At 46.0% G+C, this 18,230-nt stretch carries 15 protein-coding genes; 1 reads left to right on the forward strand and 14 read right to left on the reverse strand.

All coding sequences use genetic code 11. The features are described 5' to 3' along the window. Positions 1-38: 38 nt before the first annotated feature. From ACLWBD_RS02305 to ACLWBD_RS02370, 14 genes are all read right to left on the reverse strand, one after another. Complete coding sequence (locus tag ACLWBD_RS02305) at positions 39-881, reverse strand: CheR family methyltransferase (protein ID WP_413569393.1); 843 nt, start codon at positions 879-881, stop codon at positions 39-41. Beyond that, on the reverse strand, positions 881-4,252 hold the full coding sequence (locus ACLWBD_RS02310) for a response regulator (RefSeq protein WP_413569394.1): 3,372 nt from the start codon (positions 4,250-4,252) through the stop codon (positions 881-883). The genes ACLWBD_RS02305 and ACLWBD_RS02310 overlap by 1 nt, the downstream gene beginning before the upstream one ends. A gap of 292 nt (positions 4,253-4,544) precedes the next feature. Then, on the reverse strand, positions 4,545-5,054 hold the full coding sequence (gene msrB / locus ACLWBD_RS02315; RefSeq protein WP_063206645.1) for a peptide-methionine (R)-S-oxide reductase MsrB: 510 nt from the start codon (positions 5,052-5,054) through the stop codon (positions 4,545-4,547). A gap of 280 nt (positions 5,055-5,334) precedes the next feature. Next, positions 5,335-5,556, reverse strand: a complete 222-nt coding sequence (locus ACLWBD_RS02320; RefSeq protein ID WP_063206258.1) for a hypothetical protein — start codon at positions 5,554-5,556, stop codon at positions 5,335-5,337. Between the two features lie 129 nt (positions 5,557-5,685). Continuing rightward, positions 5,686-6,108 carry a hypothetical protein gene (locus ACLWBD_RS02325; protein ID WP_413569396.1) on the reverse strand — a complete coding sequence of 141 codons (423 nt, stop codon included), beginning with the start codon at positions 6,106-6,108 and terminating at the stop codon, positions 5,686-5,688. Between the two features lie 103 nt (positions 6,109-6,211). Beyond that, on the reverse strand, positions 6,212-6,640 hold the full coding sequence (locus ACLWBD_RS02330; protein ID WP_063206260.1) for a VOC family protein: 429 nt from the start codon (positions 6,638-6,640) through the stop codon (positions 6,212-6,214). An 11-nt stretch (positions 6,641-6,651) separates the two neighbouring features. After that, positions 6,652-8,370 (reverse strand): gamma-glutamyltransferase, encoded by a 1,719-nt coding sequence (gene ggt, locus ACLWBD_RS02335; protein WP_413569397.1) that lies wholly within the window; start codon positions 8,368-8,370, stop codon positions 6,652-6,654. A 40-nt stretch (positions 8,371-8,410) separates the two neighbouring features. Then, entirely contained in the window at positions 8,411-9,028 is a 618-nt protein-coding gene (gene udk, locus ACLWBD_RS02340; protein WP_063206262.1) for a uridine kinase, read from the reverse strand. Between the two features lie 10 nt (positions 9,029-9,038). Next, positions 9,039-9,671 (reverse strand): uracil phosphoribosyltransferase, encoded by a 633-nt coding sequence (gene upp, locus ACLWBD_RS02345; RefSeq protein ID WP_063206263.1) that lies wholly within the window; start codon positions 9,669-9,671, stop codon positions 9,039-9,041. Positions 9,672-9,683: 12 nt separating this feature from the next. Next, the gene (locus ACLWBD_RS02350) at positions 9,684-10,898 is read right to left on the reverse strand and encodes a DUF1688 family protein (RefSeq protein ID WP_413569398.1); all 1,215 of its coding nucleotides are present in this window, start codon (positions 10,896-10,898) and stop codon (positions 9,684-9,686) included. Beyond that, positions 10,891-12,138, reverse strand: a complete 1,248-nt coding sequence (locus tag ACLWBD_RS02355) for a GTP cyclohydrolase II (protein WP_413570708.1) — start codon at positions 12,136-12,138, stop codon at positions 10,891-10,893. Before ACLWBD_RS02355 ends, ACLWBD_RS02350 begins: the two co-directional genes overlap by 8 nt. Before the next feature lie 11 nt (positions 12,139-12,149). Then, positions 12,150-13,625, reverse strand: coding sequence for a CoA-acylating methylmalonate-semialdehyde dehydrogenase (mmsA, locus tag ACLWBD_RS02360; protein WP_413569399.1), 1,476 nt, complete (start codon positions 13,623-13,625; stop codon positions 12,150-12,152). A 79-nt stretch (positions 13,626-13,704) separates the two neighbouring features. Further along, the gene (locus ACLWBD_RS02365; RefSeq protein WP_413569400.1) at positions 13,705-15,924 is read right to left on the reverse strand and encodes a S8 family serine peptidase; all 2,220 of its coding nucleotides are present in this window, start codon (positions 15,922-15,924) and stop codon (positions 13,705-13,707) included. 122 nt (positions 15,925-16,046) lie between these two features. Further along, positions 16,047-16,532, reverse strand: coding sequence for a glutathione peroxidase (locus ACLWBD_RS02370; protein WP_413569401.1), 486 nt, complete (start codon positions 16,530-16,532; stop codon positions 16,047-16,049). Between the two features lie 193 nt (positions 16,533-16,725). On the opposite strand from ACLWBD_RS02370, the gene ACLWBD_RS02375 reads away from it, so the two are divergent. Continuing rightward, positions 16,726-18,186: a hypothetical protein gene (locus tag ACLWBD_RS02375; protein ID WP_413569402.1), complete on the forward strand. Its 1,461-nt coding sequence runs from the start codon at positions 16,726-16,728 to the stop codon at positions 18,184-18,186. The last annotated feature ends 44 nt before the right edge of the window (positions 18,187-18,230 follow it).

Consider the following 18,230-nt stretch of genomic DNA (forward strand, 5'->3'; position numbering starts at 1 on the left):
GTTATAATTGTTGTCCACACCTATTACAGAACCTTTAATTACACTTTTCTAATTTTCTTTGCCATCTGCATTGGATTTTTTTGATAGATTCTCTGTCCCGCATCAATCTCGTCAAACGAGTCATTGTACTGCGAAAAGCGCAACGTTTCTTTGGAACCCAAGCCCAAAAATCCTCGGTCACTTAAAGAATTAAAGAAGAGGTCAAAAACCCGTCCCTGTAATTCTCTATTAAAATAAATCATCACGTTGCGACAGAAGATAACGTTGTGTTCTAAGAAAGACTCATCAGTCGCCAAGTTGTGATCAGAGAAAACTACATGATCGCGCAACGAAGGGCGAAAGCGTGCGAAATCATAGTCAGCTGTATAGTACTCCGAAGGACTTTCTTTACCCCCGGCCGCAGTATAGTTTTTTGCAAATGCGCGCATGCTTTCTACAGCGTAGATGCCCTCCGAGGCTTTCTTTAAAGAATTGTGATTTATATCCGTCGCGTAGATCAGCGATCTTTCGTACAGACCTTCTTCTTGCAGTAAAATCGCCAAGCTATAAACTTCTTCACCCGTGCTACAACCCGCAATCCAGAAGTTCAGAGCGGGATATGTCTTCAGCACAGGGACCACTTTTTCACGAAACGCCAAAAAGAACGAAGGATCGCGAAACAGTTCCGTCGTAGAAATCGTTAACTGCGGAATCAACTCGGCAAAGAAATGGGGATCACGCAGAATTCGAGCCATCAATTCAAGTTCATCTGGTAAGCTATACTTCGACAGCAAACCTTCAATCCTGCGAGTAAACGAGCTTTCATTATAGCCACTGAAGTCGTAGCCATATCTCTCATAAATTCCCTGCAGTAAAAGTTTTCTTACCAAAGCATCATTCATTAAACGATGGTCTCCAGTGATGAAACCCAGACTTTTAAGACGGATACAAGGCTTCCTAGGTTGATCGGCTTCGGCAGATAGTCGTTAGCACCGACTTGAATGCACTTTTCATGGTCACCCTTCATGGCTTTCGCGGTCAGGGCAATGATCGGAGTGGTTTCGTATTGGCTTTTTTCCCGGATTTTACGGATGGTTTCATACCCATCTAGGCGTGGCATCATGATATCCATAAGAATCACATCGACCTTTTGAGCGACTTCGAGTTTCTCTAAGGCTTCCACACCATCCCGGGCCACAACGACCTTAAAGCCTTTGCCTTCTAAGACATGAGTTAACGAAAACAAATTTCTAAGATCATCATCGACTAGAAGAACTGTTTTTCCCTCGAAGCTTTGCTCACGGCTGCGCAACTGCTTTAATAAATCTCGCTGCTGTTCTGGCAGGTCTTCTTCTACGCGGTGAAGGAATAAGTTCACTTCATCCAACAAGCGCTCTGGAGAACGTACTCCTTTCAAGATAATACTTTCAGCATACTGGCGAAGGGCCGCCTCTTCATCTCGAGAAAGATCCTGACCAGTATAGATAATTACCGGAGGCAGGTGAGAGCTAATGGCGTTAAGTTTATCTAAGAACTCGGCACCGCTCATATCGGGCAACGCAAGGTCCAAAACCACGCAATCAAAAGTTTCATTATTAAGGTGTTCGAGGGCCTCTTGTCCGTGACTTGCGCCGACAATTTTAAGATCTAAACCTTGCACAAGGCTGATGATGGCGTCCCGCTGAGCTTGATCGTCTTCCACAACTAGAAGGCTTCGGGCCTTTTTCGAAATCAGCGTTTCTATTTGGCTAAGAGCTGTACTGACATCTTTAATAGATGTTGGTTTTGCCAGGTAACCCATGGCGCCCATGCGCATCGTGTTGTGTTGGTAATCAAGGGCTGAAATCATGTGAACCGGGACGTGGCGCAAGCGAGGCATTTGTTTGATTGTTTCAAGCAAACCAACCCCACTGATTCCAGGAAGTTTAATATCTAACATGATCGCCGTTGGAACATACTCTTTTAAAACGGCTAAGGCGAGCTCGCCCGAATTCACTTCAAGAGATTGGTAACCATAACCTTTAGCGGTCTGTGCGATAAGACGGCTTGTCGCTTCGTCATCTTCAACAACTAACAAAGTTTTTAGTCGCGGCTCCAAAGAAGAAATCATTGCCGACACCTTTTCGTCGACAATCACGGAAGAGCGCTCAGGGCGAGAGGGAGCTACATACTTCACCACTTGTTGGGATGCAGCCTGTGTTTGCGACAAAGAATGGGCGCCCGGAAGTGTTTGTGGAATTTCCAAAGTAAAGGCGCTCCCATACCCCACTTCGCTATCGACGTAAACTTGTCCACCTAAAAGGGACGTCAACTCGCGAGAAATCGTCAATCCCAAACCCGTGCCACCATAGCGCCGGCTGATAGAACTATCAGCCTGCTCGAAGGCTTCGAATATGGTGATGCGCTTTTCTTCGGAAATACCTATACCAGTATCGATGATTTTAATCGTGACGAAACCGTCGCGCGAAGAAGACTGCTCCGCTTTAATCGTAATGCTTCCTTTTTCCGTAAATTTCACGGCGTTTGAAAGGAAGTTGCGCAGAATCTGTTCGACACGTTGTAAATCAGTGTTCATCTGAACGGCTTTGACCTCTTCCGAAGCATCAATCACCAAGCGAAGATTCTTTTTATTCGTTTGTGGCAAGAATGTAGCCTGAAGCTGGGAAATCAAATGCCCCATTGTGAATTTTTCAGCTCTTAACGTCAGTTTACGTGCTTCGATCTTAGAGATATCTAGAATATCGCTGATCAGCCCTAACAGATCGTTACCGGCATCGTAAATTGTGGAAGCAAAACCGATTTGCTGTTCGTTAAGGTTTCCTTCTTTGTTTTCTTTAAGAAGTGTCGCCAGAATCAATAAACTATTTAAGGGAGTGCGAAGTTCATGCGACATTTTTGCTAAAAACTCGGACTTATATTGATTCGTCTTTTCTAGATCCAAAGCTTTCGCTTCGACTTCCTTGCGCGAAAATTCAAGCTCACGATTTTTGCTGTTCAAGTTTTCCTGTTGGGCTTCTAGGGCACGGGCTTGCTCTTCAAGCTCTTCATTACTTGCGCGAAGTTCTTCTTGTTGGGCTTGCAACTCGAGAGCTTGTTCTTGTGTCGTATTTAAGAGTCGCTGCAAGTCTTCCTTAGCGTGAGCAGTGTTAATGCCGACGGCAACAACTTCGCGCAGACTGTTTAAAAGCGTGCGCTCGTCATCTGTAAGATCGCGGAATAAGGCGAACTCTAAAATTCCTACGGGTTTTCCATATTGATATATCGGGAAAAATAGAATTGATTTGGGATCGGTGATACCTAAGCTTGATTCAATTTGTAGATATCCAGGCGGCACGTTGCGCACCTTAAACATCTCATCCTTTTGAACGGCTTCACCCAGCAGCGTTTCACCGATCTTGATGCGCTCAATCTTTCTATTTGCGAAAGCCTTGCTTTCTGCATATGTGGCCTTCAAAACAAGACTGTCACCCTCGGTAATGTAAAGACGAGCCGCCGGAATCTGCAGAAATCGGCAAAGATAATGAAGAACTTTATCACCCATTTCAGCCATGTTTAAATCTTCTGCTAGGATCGCAGAGACTTCTGCGAGTCGCGATTTCATCCAGGTTTCGCGGGTCTGGCGAGCGTTTTCAGCGCCTTGTTGACGCCAGCTACGACGAATAAGATAAAAAGCGGTTCCGGTTAAAGCGAGATTGACGGCGACCGAGAAAAACCAAGAAATAAAACCGACGTCTTCAGAAGACTGAGCTTTTTGTTGACGATCTTTAAGAAGCCTTTGTTCTTCGTTTTTCATAAACGTGACTTGGTCACGCAGCTTATCCATAACGATTTTGCCCTCGCCAGGCAAAGCAGCATCTTCTCCTACCGCAGAAAGCTTGCGCAAAGAGCTTTTAAAAGCTTCTTCTCGATCTGTCAGAGTTTTTTCGATGTCATTTAAGGAAGCCTGTTGGCGCGGATTATCGATTGTGAGGCTACGAAGATTTTGGTAGCGTTCGCGCGCTTCTTTCACACCAGAAAAATACGGATCCAAATAGTCTTTACGGTTTGTAAGAAGAAATCCTCGCACGCCTGTTTCTGCGTCCTTGACAGCAGACATCAGTAAATCAAGCTCAGAGATTACATTCGCCGTGTGTTGCACCCATACTTGTTGCTGGCGAATATTTCTAAAAACGTTAAGTAGTAGAATCGAATTAAAAACAATCAAGACCGCGGCAACAAGAAAGAATGTTTTTAAAGTCGTAAAGCGAGAGCTTTTTTCGAAGTTTTCAGTCACATCACACCTTTAAGAAGTTACGAAATTAAATGCGATATTGCAGAGGAACGGACTTCCTATCACACCAGAGATAAAAATCTACAAAGGGACGCAGTTTTTTCTGAAAATTGATGTACGCATCATAAAAAAGAAAATACTTAGCACTGCAAGTGCCGAGAGAAAACAATGACGTGTTTTAATTTTTGAACGCTTTTTAACAGCGGTGAGTTTTCAGAGGAGAAACTCAAGAAAATCTTACAGGGATGTAATGAATCGCGCGCTCAAGAATTCGAGCGCGCGATGAATATTTTAACTAAGGTTTGTAGGGATTTTTCTTCGCTTCGGCCCAGTCTTTTTCATTAAAATCCTTGAGCCAATCTTCATAACCTTCGGCTTCCATTTTTTCTAATGGCACAAAACGTAAAGAGCCCGAATTAATACAGTAGCGCAAACCATCTTCTCCGGGGCCATCATCAAAGACATGGCCCAAGTGCGAATCAGCGCGCGAAGATCTGACTTCGGTGCGCACCATTCCGTGAGACATATCTTTCTTTTCTTTTACGATGCCTTTATTGATCGGCTTACTAAAGCTGGGCCAGCCCGTGCCCGAATCGAATTTATCTTTTGAAGAAAACAACGGCTCTTTGGAAATCACGTCGACATAGATTCCGGGATGATGATTGTTCCAATAGGAATTTCTAAATGGTGCTTCCGTAGCATTTCGTTTTGTAATCTCGTATTGCTCAGGGCTTAAGAGTTTCTTCAGTTCTGCATCGTCTTTGGGGAAGGCGCATGTCTCAGGGTTGTACTTTTCAGTCTTCACAGATTCCTCCTTCTTGGGAGTCGCTTTTTTGCTGGGGGCTGCATTAGCACTCAAGGAGAGAGCCAATAGCAGCATAATAAGTGCAGGTGTTCTCATAGGAAAAACCTCCAGCAACTATTGTAGTTGAGAAGGCTCTATTTTCGGAACAATTTTTCTGTTCAAAAATCTGACACTTACTTTAATTCGAAGTTTCGTGAGGTTGAGCACGCTTAAAGCAGGGTTTGAAAATAGAGTGGTATCCACGGCGTCTCTTTCGAGCCGCCGTGGAACTTCCGAAGTATTAGTGCTTTTTCTTGTCAGGACCGTACTTTTTCAAAAGAGAAGTCAGGACACCTTTGACCTCTTCTTCATGCAGACCGCATTTTTGCTGAACCAAACCATAGATTGATTTGATACTTCCGTGAGTCATCTCAAGTTCTTCGCTAGAAATGTCTTCCCAGGTTTTTTGTAGCTCTGCTTTAAGCAAGGGCCATTTCTCTTTTGAAATCTGTGTATTCATCATAGCGCTCTCCTGCGTTATGAAGCTAAGAGAAAGCACAGGCAGTGCCAGTCGTTAAAAACGCTGTGGTGATTTTAATCGTTTCGAGTGGGGAATTATTCCACACAGCCGGGAATTGCTCCCAGCCTTTGCTTATTTGCAGGAAAAACCGGGACCCATACCAGAGTCGCGAAAGTTAAAGTAGTCCCGCGTCTCAAGATCGTTCACAAACAGTTGTCCCGTATAATGAGAGAACTCAGAACCTTGGAATTGCGGATAAAGTCTTAAGTAAACACCTTCAGCATCGCCACGCAAGCTGATGTCGCTATAGTATGTTTCTGGCGATATGCGAACATCGGAGTTCGTGTAGCTTTTCGAGAAGCCTTTTTCTTTTACGATCAAGGTTGCACCAAAACTATAACTTCCGATGAAAGGCGTTTTGGGATTGATCGCCTTATTGAATAGCACTTCAATTCTGACGTCGTCGTTTTGAGATGGAATACAAACCAAGCGGGTGACAGAGGCGATGGACGTGGAAGCAGACAGGGCGATAAATAAAGAAATCAGTGTTTTCATAGTGAAAGGGGATTAACGACCCTTCCGAATAAACGCAAACAAAAACATTCAGCGGAAAGCTCAATGAGAAATGCGGAGGTGAGCTCCGCATTTTAAGTAACAATTAGAATGTGATTTTCACGGAATCTGCTGATTTTTTTGCTGGTCCATGAAAAACCGCCTCGATGTTGTTTCCATCGGGATCAATCACAAAAGCGGCGTAGTATCCGGGATGATACGGGCGCTCTCCCGGAGCTCCGTTGTCTTTGCCGCCAGCCTCTAAGGCCGCTTTATAAAATTTTTGAACCATGTCGCGGTCTTTGGCTTGAAATGCCAAGTGCACACGACCCGTAAGTTTTCCGACGGCGGCCTGGCTATCGACCGAAGACACAAACAGTTCATCAACCCAGAAATAATCCGGGCCCTCGCCTCCTAGGGGAACGTCAAGAGTCTTAAATACAGCCATATAAAATTTTTTGCTGGCAGCAAGATCTTTCACTACTAACTGAATATGATCGATCAAGCGACCGCGATGAAGCTCATTTGTTTCCACAGGGGACTCCTTTATTTTGCGACACTAATGCCGATATCACGTGGGTCGGCGACTCCGTGCAAAGTATCTCTTTCGTTAGCAACCGCCATCACGTAACAAGGAACAGGTTCGATTTTCACGTCGTAACCCATTCCTTGAAGTTTTGCGACAACATCCGCGCCGGGCCCTGGGGGATCGATGTATAAAACATCCGGTTGCCATTGGTGGTGATAGCGTAACATAGCGACCGAATCATACAACGACGTTTTAAACTCAACATAGTTTAAGATTGTTTGCGCAACGCAACTGATGATGCGAGTTCCGCCAGGGGCACCGACAGCCAAAACGGGTTTCTTGTTATTTAAAAGGAGTGTCGGTGACATGCTGCTAAGAGGCGTCTTTTGAGGAGCAATGGCATTGGGTTTACCACCGATAGCGCCAAATAAGTTAGAGCCACCTTCTTGCGCTGAGAAGTCATCCATCTCGTTATTTAATACGATTCCGGTGCCTGGTGCGACAATCGCGGCTCCCATCCAGCCATTGATTGTTTGAGTGGTGGCAACGGCATTGCCTTCAGCATCCATCAAAGACAGATGCGTGGTCTCTGTAGACTCATATCCAGGCGGCTTTCCGGCAGCGACTTCCGAGGCTTTGCGGGCGCGGTCTACAGGCACTTCGTTGCGACGACTTTGTACATAGTCTTTAGAGATCAAGCCCTCTACGGGGACTTTCACAAAATCAGGATCTCCTAAGTACTTCGCGCGGTCTGCAAATGAAGATTGCAATGCCGAAGCGGCTAGGTGAATAGATTGGGCCGTCAAAGGGCCCTGTTTTTTTAGCTGATCTTTTTCAAGAAATTCCAAAAACTGGATGACGTGAACTCCTCCAGAGCTGGGTGGGGGCATTGAAACCACTTCGTACTTTTGAAATTTTCCAACAAGCGGTTTGCGCCACTTCACTTGATAACTATCAAAGTCCTTTTGAGTGATGATGCCTTTACGTTCTTTTGAAAGTTTGATGATAGATTGAGCAACGGGGCCTTTGTAAAACCCATTCTTTCCGTTTTTAGCGATCAGGCGAAGCGTTTTTGCCAAATCTTTTTGTACCAAAACTGTTCCTACCGGGGGAACTTTTCCGTCCGCCGTTAAAAATATTTTTTTAGCCTCCGGATCTTTAGCAAGTACTTCAGCGCGATTTTCTAAGGCGCGATGAAATTCGGGATAGATCGGGAACCCATTTTCTGCCAGCTCAATAGCGGGTTGCAAAACTGTCTCTAGAGGTAATGAGCCAAAACGCTGATGAATTTCTAAAAGACCTGATACCAAGCCGGGAACGGCGACAGCCAAGACGCCATTCTGAGATTTGTCAGCGTCGGCTTTACCGTCTTTTCCAAGATACATGTTCTTAGTGGCTTTCAGGGGCGCACGCTCGCGGAAATCAATGGCGTAAGTTTCTCCGCTTTTGGCTTCATGAAAAATCATAAAGCCGCCGCCCCCAATACCCGTAGATTGAGGACGTTCAACCGAAACAGTGAAAGAGGCTGCCACCGTTGCGTCAATGATGTTTCCGTTTTGTGCGAAGGTCTTTTCTGCCGCTTGGGAAGCAAAACGCCCTTGAGTGGAAACGGCGTAGCGGGAACCATAGGCTTGAGCCGTTTCACGGTCTACACGCTCTTTGTCCGTGCGGATCACTTTGTTTTGACAGCTTAAAAGTAAAGCGGTGAGAGAAAGAAAGAGTAATCTTTGTTTCATGCGCAACGTCCTTGGTGCTAGGGCTTTTGCGCAAAAACTTTTAAGAATCCAGGTACGTATTCAGTCTTTGGCAAAAGGAGTTTAGGGTTTCTGAGTACTCGCCAAGATCTTTAACAACAATGTCGGCAAAGTTCTTGGAGGGCTCAACAAACTCATTGTGCATCGGACGCACTTGAAGTTCAAATTGCTTTTTAACCCCGTCAGGAGTGCGACCACGGTGATGAACGTCGCGGTGAAGACGGCGTTGAAAGCGCAACTCTTCAGGTGTGTCAAAGAAGACGGCTTCGTTAAGCTCAGCACGGACAAGATCTGAATGAAGAATCAGAATTCCATCGACCAGAACTATTTTCGTGGGGCTTTTGGTCAAAGTCTCTGGACGGCGAGTGTGGGTTTTAAAATCATACAAAGGAATTTCAATATCCTGGCCATCTTTAAGCTGACGAAGGCCTTGTGCCAATAAAGAAAAATCAAGACTGCTGGGATGATCGAAGTTTACCGACCCGCCGTCTCCGTCAAAGCGAGCCGACTGATCGATGTAGTAGTTGTCTTGGTAAAGGATCATGCAATTGTCTTCACCCAATTGCTTCTGCAATTCCAAGGCGAAGTGAGTTTTGCCTGATCCGCTGCCACCTGCTACACCGATAATGTAAACGCTCATGCATGAATCCCTATTTGGTTTGAAACAGTCTGTCTCCGGCATCACCCAGGCCCGGGACCAGATATCCCATTTCGTTGACCTGCTCTTCGATGTTGAGCGTGTAGATCTCTACATCGGGGTGAAAGTGTAAAATCCTGTCGAGCCCATGATGGCTGGCGAGAATACTTAAAACCTTCACCTTGCCGACGCCGTAGTTTTTTAAACGATCTATAGCTGCCACAATAGTGTCGGCCGTGGCAATCAAAGGATCACAGAGTATAATTTCTTTATTCTGAACGTCCTGAGGGAGTTTAAAATAATACTCTACGGTGTTTTGAATAAATTTATCTCTATAAATGCCTATAAAGCCCGTAGAAGCGCGTGGGATCATCGACAGCACAGCGTCCAGCATTCCGTTCCCTGCGCGCATTATAGACACGACGACAGGGGGCTGGATAATGCGTTCCGCAGTGGTCTTGGCAATAGGAGTCTCAATAGGAACAGATTCCAGATGCTTCCAGTCTCGCATGGCCTCATACACGAGGATTTTTGAAATCTCTTTCACGATTTCCCGGAATTCGTGAGAGTACGTATCCTTATCACGAAGATAGCCGAGTTTATGTTTAAGTAAAGGGTGCTCGATGACTTTGACTTGTGGGTGCATAATTAACTCCAGTTAAAATACGGTTCCGTCGCTCTCAATTTTTAATGGAGGCGAGCTGTCTTTTCGAAGGGATCCTGCGGCTTTGCGACCCGCCCACCAGGTGCCCCCTTCAAGAACTTTGGCTAAGGGGAAATCTTCATCAGACTTATTTAATTTTTTACGGACTTCGGCGCCGATCCTATCCAAAAGGGAAATTGTTAACCCTCGCCACTCAATAACCAGATCCGAGTCGGGACGGTGAGGGCGTTGTTGTAATTCATTTTGTTTTAAAGAGATCAAACCCAAATCCAAGAGCAGTCCGCCGTTACGGTATTCAGCAAGCCCTGTGAGCTTTTCGATGCCAGTGATTTCAAAACCCGCCTCCATCAAAGGCTCCATGAGGGAGTAACTCATCCATTGTGAAAGTTTATGAAAAGCCGCAAGTCCTCCGGGGATTTTATCGTAAGACCAGATATCACCTAGATTGGTGGCTCCCACCTTCACTCGTCCGGGCCAGATATCGCCGAAACCATCCAAGACCGCGCGCAGAACTTGGGTTCCTGTTAAAGTGTAACCATAGCGAGTAAGAAGATAGTCTACTAAACTTCCAGGTCGCTCACCCCTGAACAATTCTTTTTTGCGCGCCAAAACTTCACCCAGGTTTTTTAATAGAGCCAGTCGGCCCTCTACTCCTACGAGAGGATTGTCCGGGCGCACTTGAAAGGCCGATCGCAGTGTCTTTTCAGGAAGACTTCGTAATGCCAATGAGTCTACTTGCAGAGGATTAGTGCGATGGCTGGAAAGATGTCCTTGTATAAAAAGATAAAAGCTAGCTACCGCCAGCCCCTCTGAACGAGAGATTTTTTTGCCCGTCAGTCTTTCTTCATACACCCAAGACTCGCCAGCGCCTGCATCGAGCAAAACCGACGTGATCACCAGATCTAACTTTGTGCGCGCAATTTCTAAAGCATCCTTTTCGGAAAGTTTGGCTTCAAGAATTTTAACCCGGTCCACTTGGCCGGCACGGAAATGGCTCCATCGTGAATGAAAAGGAATATCTAATGTCGGGTACTTATCGCGAATCACCTCGACAACGTAATTCACGACGGCATTCATCTTTTCTGGATGATAATTGAAATGGGTTTTTCCTTCTTCGGTCAGCTTCAAAATTTTTTCGGCACTGTCTCTGATGGCAGACGGCGATAAAAGAAAATCCAAGTCCTTTTCTGTATATGTATGGCTATTCATCGATGGGTCTCCCGATCACTGTTTTAAGTTCTTCAGCAGATTTGCTGGCTTCGGCGGTGAAGTAACCTTTGGCTTTTTTGGCTTCGATCTCAACCTGCGCATCTGGAGGAATTAGGTGGGGAGGAATGCAGACTCGTTTGATAACTTCAATCCCGCTTTTTACGATGGCATCGTATTTCATATTACTCATTGAATGCAGATTGTGAATCTTTGTAATTCCGAAGAAATGCAGGATGTCTGGCATCAACTCTTGGAAACGTGCATCTTCAACTCCTGCAACACATTCGGTGCGATGGAAGTATGTTGCTGCGGAATCGCCGCCTTGCTGACGTTTGCGGGCGTTGTAGACTAAGAACTTGGTGACTTCGCCTAAGGCGCGACCCTCTTTGCGATAGTAGGCGATAATTCCGACGCCTCCTTTTTGAGCGGTGCGTGCAGCATCCTCAATGCCGTAAATCAGGTAGGGGCGGCATGTGCAGATGTCTGATCCAAAGACGTCGGATCCGTTACACTCATCGTGAACACGGCATGTGAGCTCGACTTCCGGCTTCGCTAAATCCTGTGGATTGCCAAAAACATAAACCGTGGTGTTTCCAATAGGTGGCAACATCACCTTTAGATCAGGTCTTGTAACCAGTTCTGGAAACATGCCTCCCGTTTCCTGGAAAAGAATCTTTCGTAATGCACCTTCTTCAACACCCAAACGGTGCGCAATTCCCGGCAAATACCAAACCGGTTCGAAAGCAACCTTCGTAATTTTAATATCTTTGTTTTTCGTGATGATCTTGCCGTCAATGTGCAGGCGTCCCGCAGCGATGGCTTCATTGATTTCGGGAATTTGTAAGTGAGCCTGAGTCACTGCTACTGTTGGACGAATATCGTAGCCCTCTTCAAAGTAATCTTTGAAATGGTGAGGAACATCGAACCCCCACGGGTCGATCGAAACAATTTTTTTCGAATCGTACCAAGAAGCATACGGCCCGATCTTCACGGGACTTTCCGTGTTGTGCAGATCTGGCTTATGCAAAGTCGAGTATCTTCCTTGCGCTATCGAAAGAGCTCGGTACACCGTGTAGCTACCACTGTGGGTGCCGATGGCGTTGCGCTTTTTAGGGTCGGTTAACGAGGCAATCACGGGACCGCGCTCTGCTGGTGAAGAAGCGCCCCACTTGATGGGTGGGCTTCCTCGGAATATCTGACTGGAATGTGACGTCAGAATAACGTGCGAAGATCTTTTCATATCAGTCCCTGCTATGACATCCATGTGGTGTCCTCCTGTTTTTCCCATTTCACTGTGACTTTTTTGATGTTGGACCAAAAATCCAAAGAGTGGTGACCGGTGATATCGCCATGTCCAAATTTAGAGGCGTTCACACCGCCAAATGAAAATGGTTCGCGTGGAACGGGGACACCGACGTTGACGCCGACCATGCCCGTGGAAGCCATGCGCACGACTTTTTCGGCCAAGTTGCCATTCGAGGTAAAGACCGAACAGGCATTGCCGTACTCGACGCTGTTTTCAATTTTCATGGCTTCAGAAATATCTTTGCAGCGGATGATGCTTAAGACAGGTCCGAAAAGTTCAATCTTGGCGATTTCACTTTGGGGTGATACGTGGTCGATGATTGTCGGGCCGATCCAGTGACCGCCTTCGTAACCTAAAGGCGGGCGCGCTTTTCTTCCATCTAAAAGAATCTTGGCACCCTCGTATTCTGCTTTAGCGATAGCTTTATTAAGAAAATCCACTTGGCCCCGAGTGATAATCGCGCCCATGTCTTTTCCCAGCTCTAATGACTTGGCTCTTTCAATAATTTTTTGAATGTGTTTATCAACGTCACCGACGGCCAAAAGGACGGCCGCAGCCATGCAGCGCTGTCCAGCGCATCCCGTGAAAGAATCACTGATACCCAAACCAGAAAGCTCCGGATTGGCATCGGGTAAAAGCACGATGTGATTTTTTGCGCCACCTAAAGCAAGCACTCGTTTACCTTGACGAGTCCCGCGCTCATAAACTTGTTGAGCAATTTTCGTAGAGCCAACAAAGGCAACAGCTTTCACCAAAGGGTGATCGATAATAGCTTCGACGGTTTCTTTTCCGCCTTGAAGTACTTGTAAAAGGCCCGCTGGCAGACCGGCTTCGTGAAAGGCTTCCGCAATTTTCAAAGAAGTGAGTGGAGTTTTTTCAGAAGGTTTCCAAACGTAAGCATTTCCAAGTGTCAGGGCAATGGGCATCGTCCACAGTGGAACCATGGCCGGGAAGTTAAAAGGTGTTATGCTGGCAACAACCCCTAAAGGCTCGCGGCGGTACTCACAAGTGACACCGCGAGAAACTTCGGTCTTGCCTCCTAAATCCATATTTTGCAAAGCGATGGCGAATTCTAAAACTTCGACTCCTTTTAGCAGGCCGGCTTTTCCTTCAGCGAAGCTTTTTCCGGATTCGGCGCTTTTTAAATGAGCGATTTCATCAAGGTCGCGAAGAAGAATCTGCCTAAGATTAAACATCACCTTCGTGCGTTCCTTCATCGGAACTTCGGCCCATTCTTTTTGTGCTTTTGCGGCGGCTTTCACCGCAATTTCGACATCTTCTAAATTAGAATGGTGGAACTCGCCAATTTTGCGCCCGTTGTAGGGGCTGACGATTTCACTTTTAAAGCCAGAGGCTTTTTGGAGTTTGCCAGAGACGAAGTTTCTGCAATCAATAACATAGTCAGGGACTTGTACGTTCATTCTAGTTTCCTTTGCCGGAGCAATAAAAACCAGAATGATTGTTCAATGACGTGTTTATGCCAAATTAAAAGGGTGTACTCTACTTTTTAAGAATGTAATCCAATGAGTGAGCACGCATTTCGAAGTAGTCGGTGACGAACTCTTTAGAGCCTTGAGACTTTAGAATGGTGATATCACTTTGAATTTTTTTAAGCATTGAGTCCTTGTCGAACTTAATTTCTTGTCCGTGGAGATAATAAGCCTGTAGGTGCTTCTCAAGTGAAGATAGGCGCAATAAGACGTCTTTCTCAAAGATATTTAAACCACCTTGAGTGCTCATATATGTTTCAATGTCGGTGCAACGATAGGCAAATTCTTTAAGAATGCAGTCTTTGCGGTCAAGACCGTTGATCTTGCAATTGCGTCCTTCTGACGAGCGATAAAAGTTTAAAATTTCTTCCGTTGTTTGCTCTTGATATGTGGCAGTTGGCATAACGCCGTTCTTAGTAAAACCTTTTTTATCTTTCAGATACGTGTATCCATGAACCTCAGATAAGAAGGCCGCGGGAAGAAGACGGCCTTTTTGATCCACTCTTCGAAAAGCGACGATGTCGCCAGCCTTGAGTTGATCAAAGGTTACGGGTTTGCACAAAGGAGACTCAATAAGAAAAGCGAATTCACTGCCGAAGGTGTGATGCACACCTTGAGAAAGACCGGCTAAAAGAGTCGACGAGTTCCAGCAGTTAGGGCCTTCTTCGCGTGCAGTGGATTTTTTAAGAAAATCAATACGTCCTTTTAACAGGGCCGCTTTCGTATCCGCATATCCTTTTGATAGGACGGGTGCTTCGGGAGTCATCACTTGCGCTGTCTCAATAAAGAGCTGACGTATTTGTACGGCGGTCAAATGCGGAAGCTCCATCCAGACCTTGGCGGCTTCATGAACCATGAAAGGTGTCGCCATCGAAGTTCCGCTGTGGGAAATCAATCCTCCGCCGATGCTGGCAGCAACGACCTTTGTTCCTGGGGCAAGGATATCTACCGTTTTGTGTCCATAGTTGCTGAATTCCGCGATCTTTGCATTTTCCGGAGTGACCTTGCTAAAATCGGGCGCGTCTAAGGCGCCGACCTTCAAAACATTCGGCTGTTCAAAGCTGGCTGGGTATTGGCGGTTCTTTCTGTCGTCGATATTCAGGGATTCATTTCCCGCGGCGACCACAAAGAGTGTTTCTGGATTTTCATCAATCATACGGCGATAAGCTTTGATTCCATCGCGAAGTCCCAAGAGGTCTTTAGTGTCCGGTGGAAATCCAATGCTTAAATTCACGATTCGAATTTTGTGCTTTTTAATAAAGGCAGAAACTTTATCGATGTAGCTTGCTTGCGTGTAGTCGCCTGCAAAGCCCACAAGAGCTGCATTCATCAGATCGCCGATTGCGATATGAGCCACATGGGTTCCATGCGAAAGGGGACGATCATCGCGTTGAAAAGCTGTCGAAGACTCGGTGGGAAGTCCGACGTTTTTGACTTGTTCCCAGCCAAAGTTGTCATCCACCCAGCCATTACCGTCATTGTCCTTGCCATCCATAGGATCGTCAGGATTATTCCACCATTTTGTCACCAGCGCTTCATGATTGTAATCAAAACCTGAATCGATGATTCCAATTAAAAATTTATTTGGATTTTCGCGATGACGTTTGTGAAGTCGAATTTCTTCTTCAGACTTCCCTAAAGAGCGTAAACGTTGAACAAGGTCATAGGGTTCATACATTGAGAAACGTGTTTTTACTTTTCCATCGGGCGTGACTTCTATAAAACCCGTTGGTTTTTCATGACGGTCGTTAGAGGCATACGAAAAGGTGATAGAGGAAAGAAGCTCGCCTTTTTCATTTTCATAATCTTTGCCATTCACCCGAAAAGGGGCTTGAGTTTCATAACGCTCAATGAACAGAAGCTTCCGAGGAGCTTCATCGCTATAAACCCACTTGCGAAATAGAATTGATGATTCTGTCTCGCGGTTTTTAGAATCTAAATTTGAAAGCTCTTGCTTGGAAGTGATCTGTCCATAGTCTTCTTTTTCAACCGAAAGATTGATGCGAACGGTGTGACCATTTTCAAGATAGCTGTAACGGGACCAGCCCGAGAATCTTCCGGAAATATCGAAGTGTCGTTCTTCAACAAGCTGTTTATCTTTGAAATAATATTCTTTAGAGACCACTCCATTATCGAACTTCTCTTTGCGGACTTCAAATTCCGCTCGGGCCGTTGTATTTCCCAAAATGAGACACAATGTGAAAATCGCGCGAAGAGCGGAGCATTTCATGGAACACCTCAATAGGGATAAGAGGTGCAACGCAGGTGCCTTTGCAGAAGGAATAGGTTTTCAAAGGGGTGGCATCCTCTGTCAAAAGATATGACAGAGGACCTTGAGCGACACTTAAGAAATTATTTTATCGCCGATTGAACATCCGCTGTCAGATTCTTTGGTTCTTCTTGAGGCGGGTAGCGTTTGATGACTTTTCCATCTTTACCTACTAAGAACTTCGTAAAGTTCCATTTAATCATTTCTGTGCCTAGCAACCCGGGAGCCGCCTCTTTAATCCATTTGTAGACGGGATCTGCGCTGTCGCCATTGACGTCCACTTTGGCCATCACTGGAAACTTGACGTTGTAAGTAAGACTGCAGAACTGCTGAATGTCGGCATTGCTGCCAGGCTCTTGCGAACCAAATTGGTTGCAAGGAAATCCCAGAACTGTGAAACCTTGATCCTTGAATTTTTCGTACAAGGCTTCAAGGCCCTCGTACTGAGGAGTGAATCCGCATTTGCTGGCGACATTCACAACGAGCACCACTTGCCCTTTGTACTTATCTAAAGAGACGTCAGAACCATCGGCTGCTTTCACGGTGAATGAATGTAATGTCTTTTCCATTGACCACTCCTTAACTGAAATTTTGAATTACTATTCTGTCATGTGTTCTCATGTTGAAACAACTAGAATCATATAAAGCTGTTTATTGCGTGTCGAGGGAAATGCCGATTAAAACTTGCGAACTTCTCTTTATATTACAGAAGTGTGGACCGATAATGAAACCATGGGGACTTGGTATATCTGGATAATCTTCATGGTAGCGATATCCTTTTCGCAAGCGCGAGCGGCAGATCCGTTTTTGGGTTGTGCAGATTACTGTGCAATGCGATTTACGGCAGGCAGCAAGGCTTGGGACAACTGTATAGTCCAAACACAGAATGAAGGTTATTGCGGACGTCCACCAAGTTCATCGACGCCAACAAGTTCGCAGACAAGACAAGAAAATCCAAATCAAAACAACGGAAATAATCAAAACCGAAATCAGAATCAAAACCAGAACCAACAAAGCCAGTGTTATGCGCAGTACGAAAGTTTGCTGCAGCAATGTAACACGCAGATCGACGATACGTCTTACACTTGCGACGAAAAGAATGACTCCGGGATGAATAACGTCGCCAGCACTGCTTCTCAATTGGCTTTGCTGATGGGTCAGCAAACTTCCGCGAGTGTTCAAGCGGCTTGCTCAAGAATGGGTGATCTTTCACAAGCGGCCAGTGGCGCATTGGCGGCTTATCGTCTTACCTGTAGTGAGTCGATGAAGACATGTCGATCCACCTGCGATTCAGCCGTAGACTATGTGAAGGCGAATCCGAATTGTTTTCCAACCAACTCGGCGACACAGTTAAGTGCGGTGAACGCGCTTTCTCAGGCACAGTCACGTCGTGATAAGTGTGATAACTTTGAAAGTAAAATGAACGAGGCCCAACAAGCGATTCAGAACTATGGAGCGACGTCAGCAAATGCCACTCAGTGTGGAGAGCAGAATAAAGGGGAAACATCGACGACACCGGATTTCTGTAAATCCACTCCGAACTATCCGGGGTGTAACCCTTCAGCTCCAGTGGATTGTACAAAGCCTGAACTGGCTTCATCCAATAAAGTTTGTATCTGTACGAAAAATCCATTAGATCCTGCGTGTTTTTCCCAACAAAAGACAGCAGATAATTCTCAAGTAGGCAATCTGATCGATTCATCCAGTCGTTTGGCGGCCAATAAAGGCGACGATTTAGGAGGAGATCTTCCGGGATTGCCTGGTATTGAGCACGGCCAACTTCCTTCGGGTGGTTACGGCGATGCTGTTGATGGAGCTCAAGGTGGAGGCGGTACCAGCTTGGGAGGTGGAAGTAGCGGCAGTGGTGGTGGTTATGCAGCCGGATTAGAGGGCGAAGGCAATGCTGCCCGTGACGAAAACTCAGCGAACGTGAATGGTGGCTACTACGGTGGTGGTGGCGGTGGCGGAGGCGGACTCGGTGGCGGTAGTGGTGGCGATGGTCAACCTGGAGTTCGTCAACCGACGGCCGCGGGTGCCGGTGGTGCCGCTGGAAAAAATGGTCCTGACCTACGCCAGTTTTTACCAGGTGGAAAATTTGACCCGCGCATGCGTGGCATTGCGGGAGCTTCGGGCCCTGATGGTATCACGGGACCCCATTCGAATATTTGGCATAAGATCCAAAACAGATATAAGGTGGTCAGCCCTTCGTTGTTACCATATTGAGACGTTTTGAATTGAGATAGTTTATACTTTTGTAAAGTTGTCGA

The organism is Bdellovibrio sp. HCB117 (genome assembly GCF_047305915.1).
GTDB lineage: Bacteria > Bdellovibrionota > Bdellovibrionia > Bdellovibrionales > Bdellovibrionaceae > Bdellovibrio > Bdellovibrio bacteriovorus_B.

Coding starts and splice junctions, on each gene's coding strand:
- ACLWBD_RS02375 (WP_413569402.1), top strand. CDS start 16,726: ATGGTAGCGATATCCTTTTCGCAAGCGCGAGCGGCAGATCCGTTTTTG.
- ACLWBD_RS02370 (WP_413569401.1), bottom strand. CDS start 16,532: ATGGAAAAGACATTACATTCATTCACCGTGAAAGCAGCCGATGGTTCT.
- ACLWBD_RS02305 (WP_413569393.1), bottom strand. CDS start 881: ATGAATGATGCTTTGGTAAGAAAACTTTTACTGCAGGGAATTTATGAG.
- ACLWBD_RS02365 (WP_413569400.1), bottom strand. CDS start 15,924: ATGAAATGCTCCGCTCTTCGCGCGATTTTCACATTGTGTCTCATTTTG.
- mmsA (WP_413569399.1), bottom strand. CDS start 13,625: ATGAACGTACAAGTCCCTGACTATGTTATTGATTGCAGAAACTTCGTC.
- udk (WP_063206262.1), bottom strand. CDS start 9,028: ATGAGCGTTTACATTATCGGTGTAGCAGGTGGCAGCGGATCAGGCAAA.
- ACLWBD_RS02325 (WP_413569396.1), bottom strand. CDS start 6,108: ATGAAAACACTGATTTCTTTATTTATCGCCCTGTCTGCTTCCACGTCC.
- ACLWBD_RS02320 (WP_063206258.1), bottom strand. CDS start 5,556: ATGATGAATACACAGATTTCAAAAGAGAAATGGCCCTTGCTTAAAGCA.
- ACLWBD_RS02350 (WP_413569398.1), bottom strand. CDS start 10,898: ATGAATAGCCATACATATACAGAAAAGGACTTGGATTTTCTTTTATCG.
- upp (WP_063206263.1), bottom strand. CDS start 9,671: ATGCACCCACAAGTCAAAGTCATCGAGCACCCTTTACTTAAACATAAA.
- ggt (WP_413569397.1), bottom strand. CDS start 8,370: ATGAAACAAAGATTACTCTTTCTTTCTCTCACCGCTTTACTTTTAAGC.
- ACLWBD_RS02355 (WP_413570708.1), bottom strand. CDS start 12,138: ATGAAAAGATCTTCGCACGTTATTCTGACGTCACATTCCAGTCAGATA.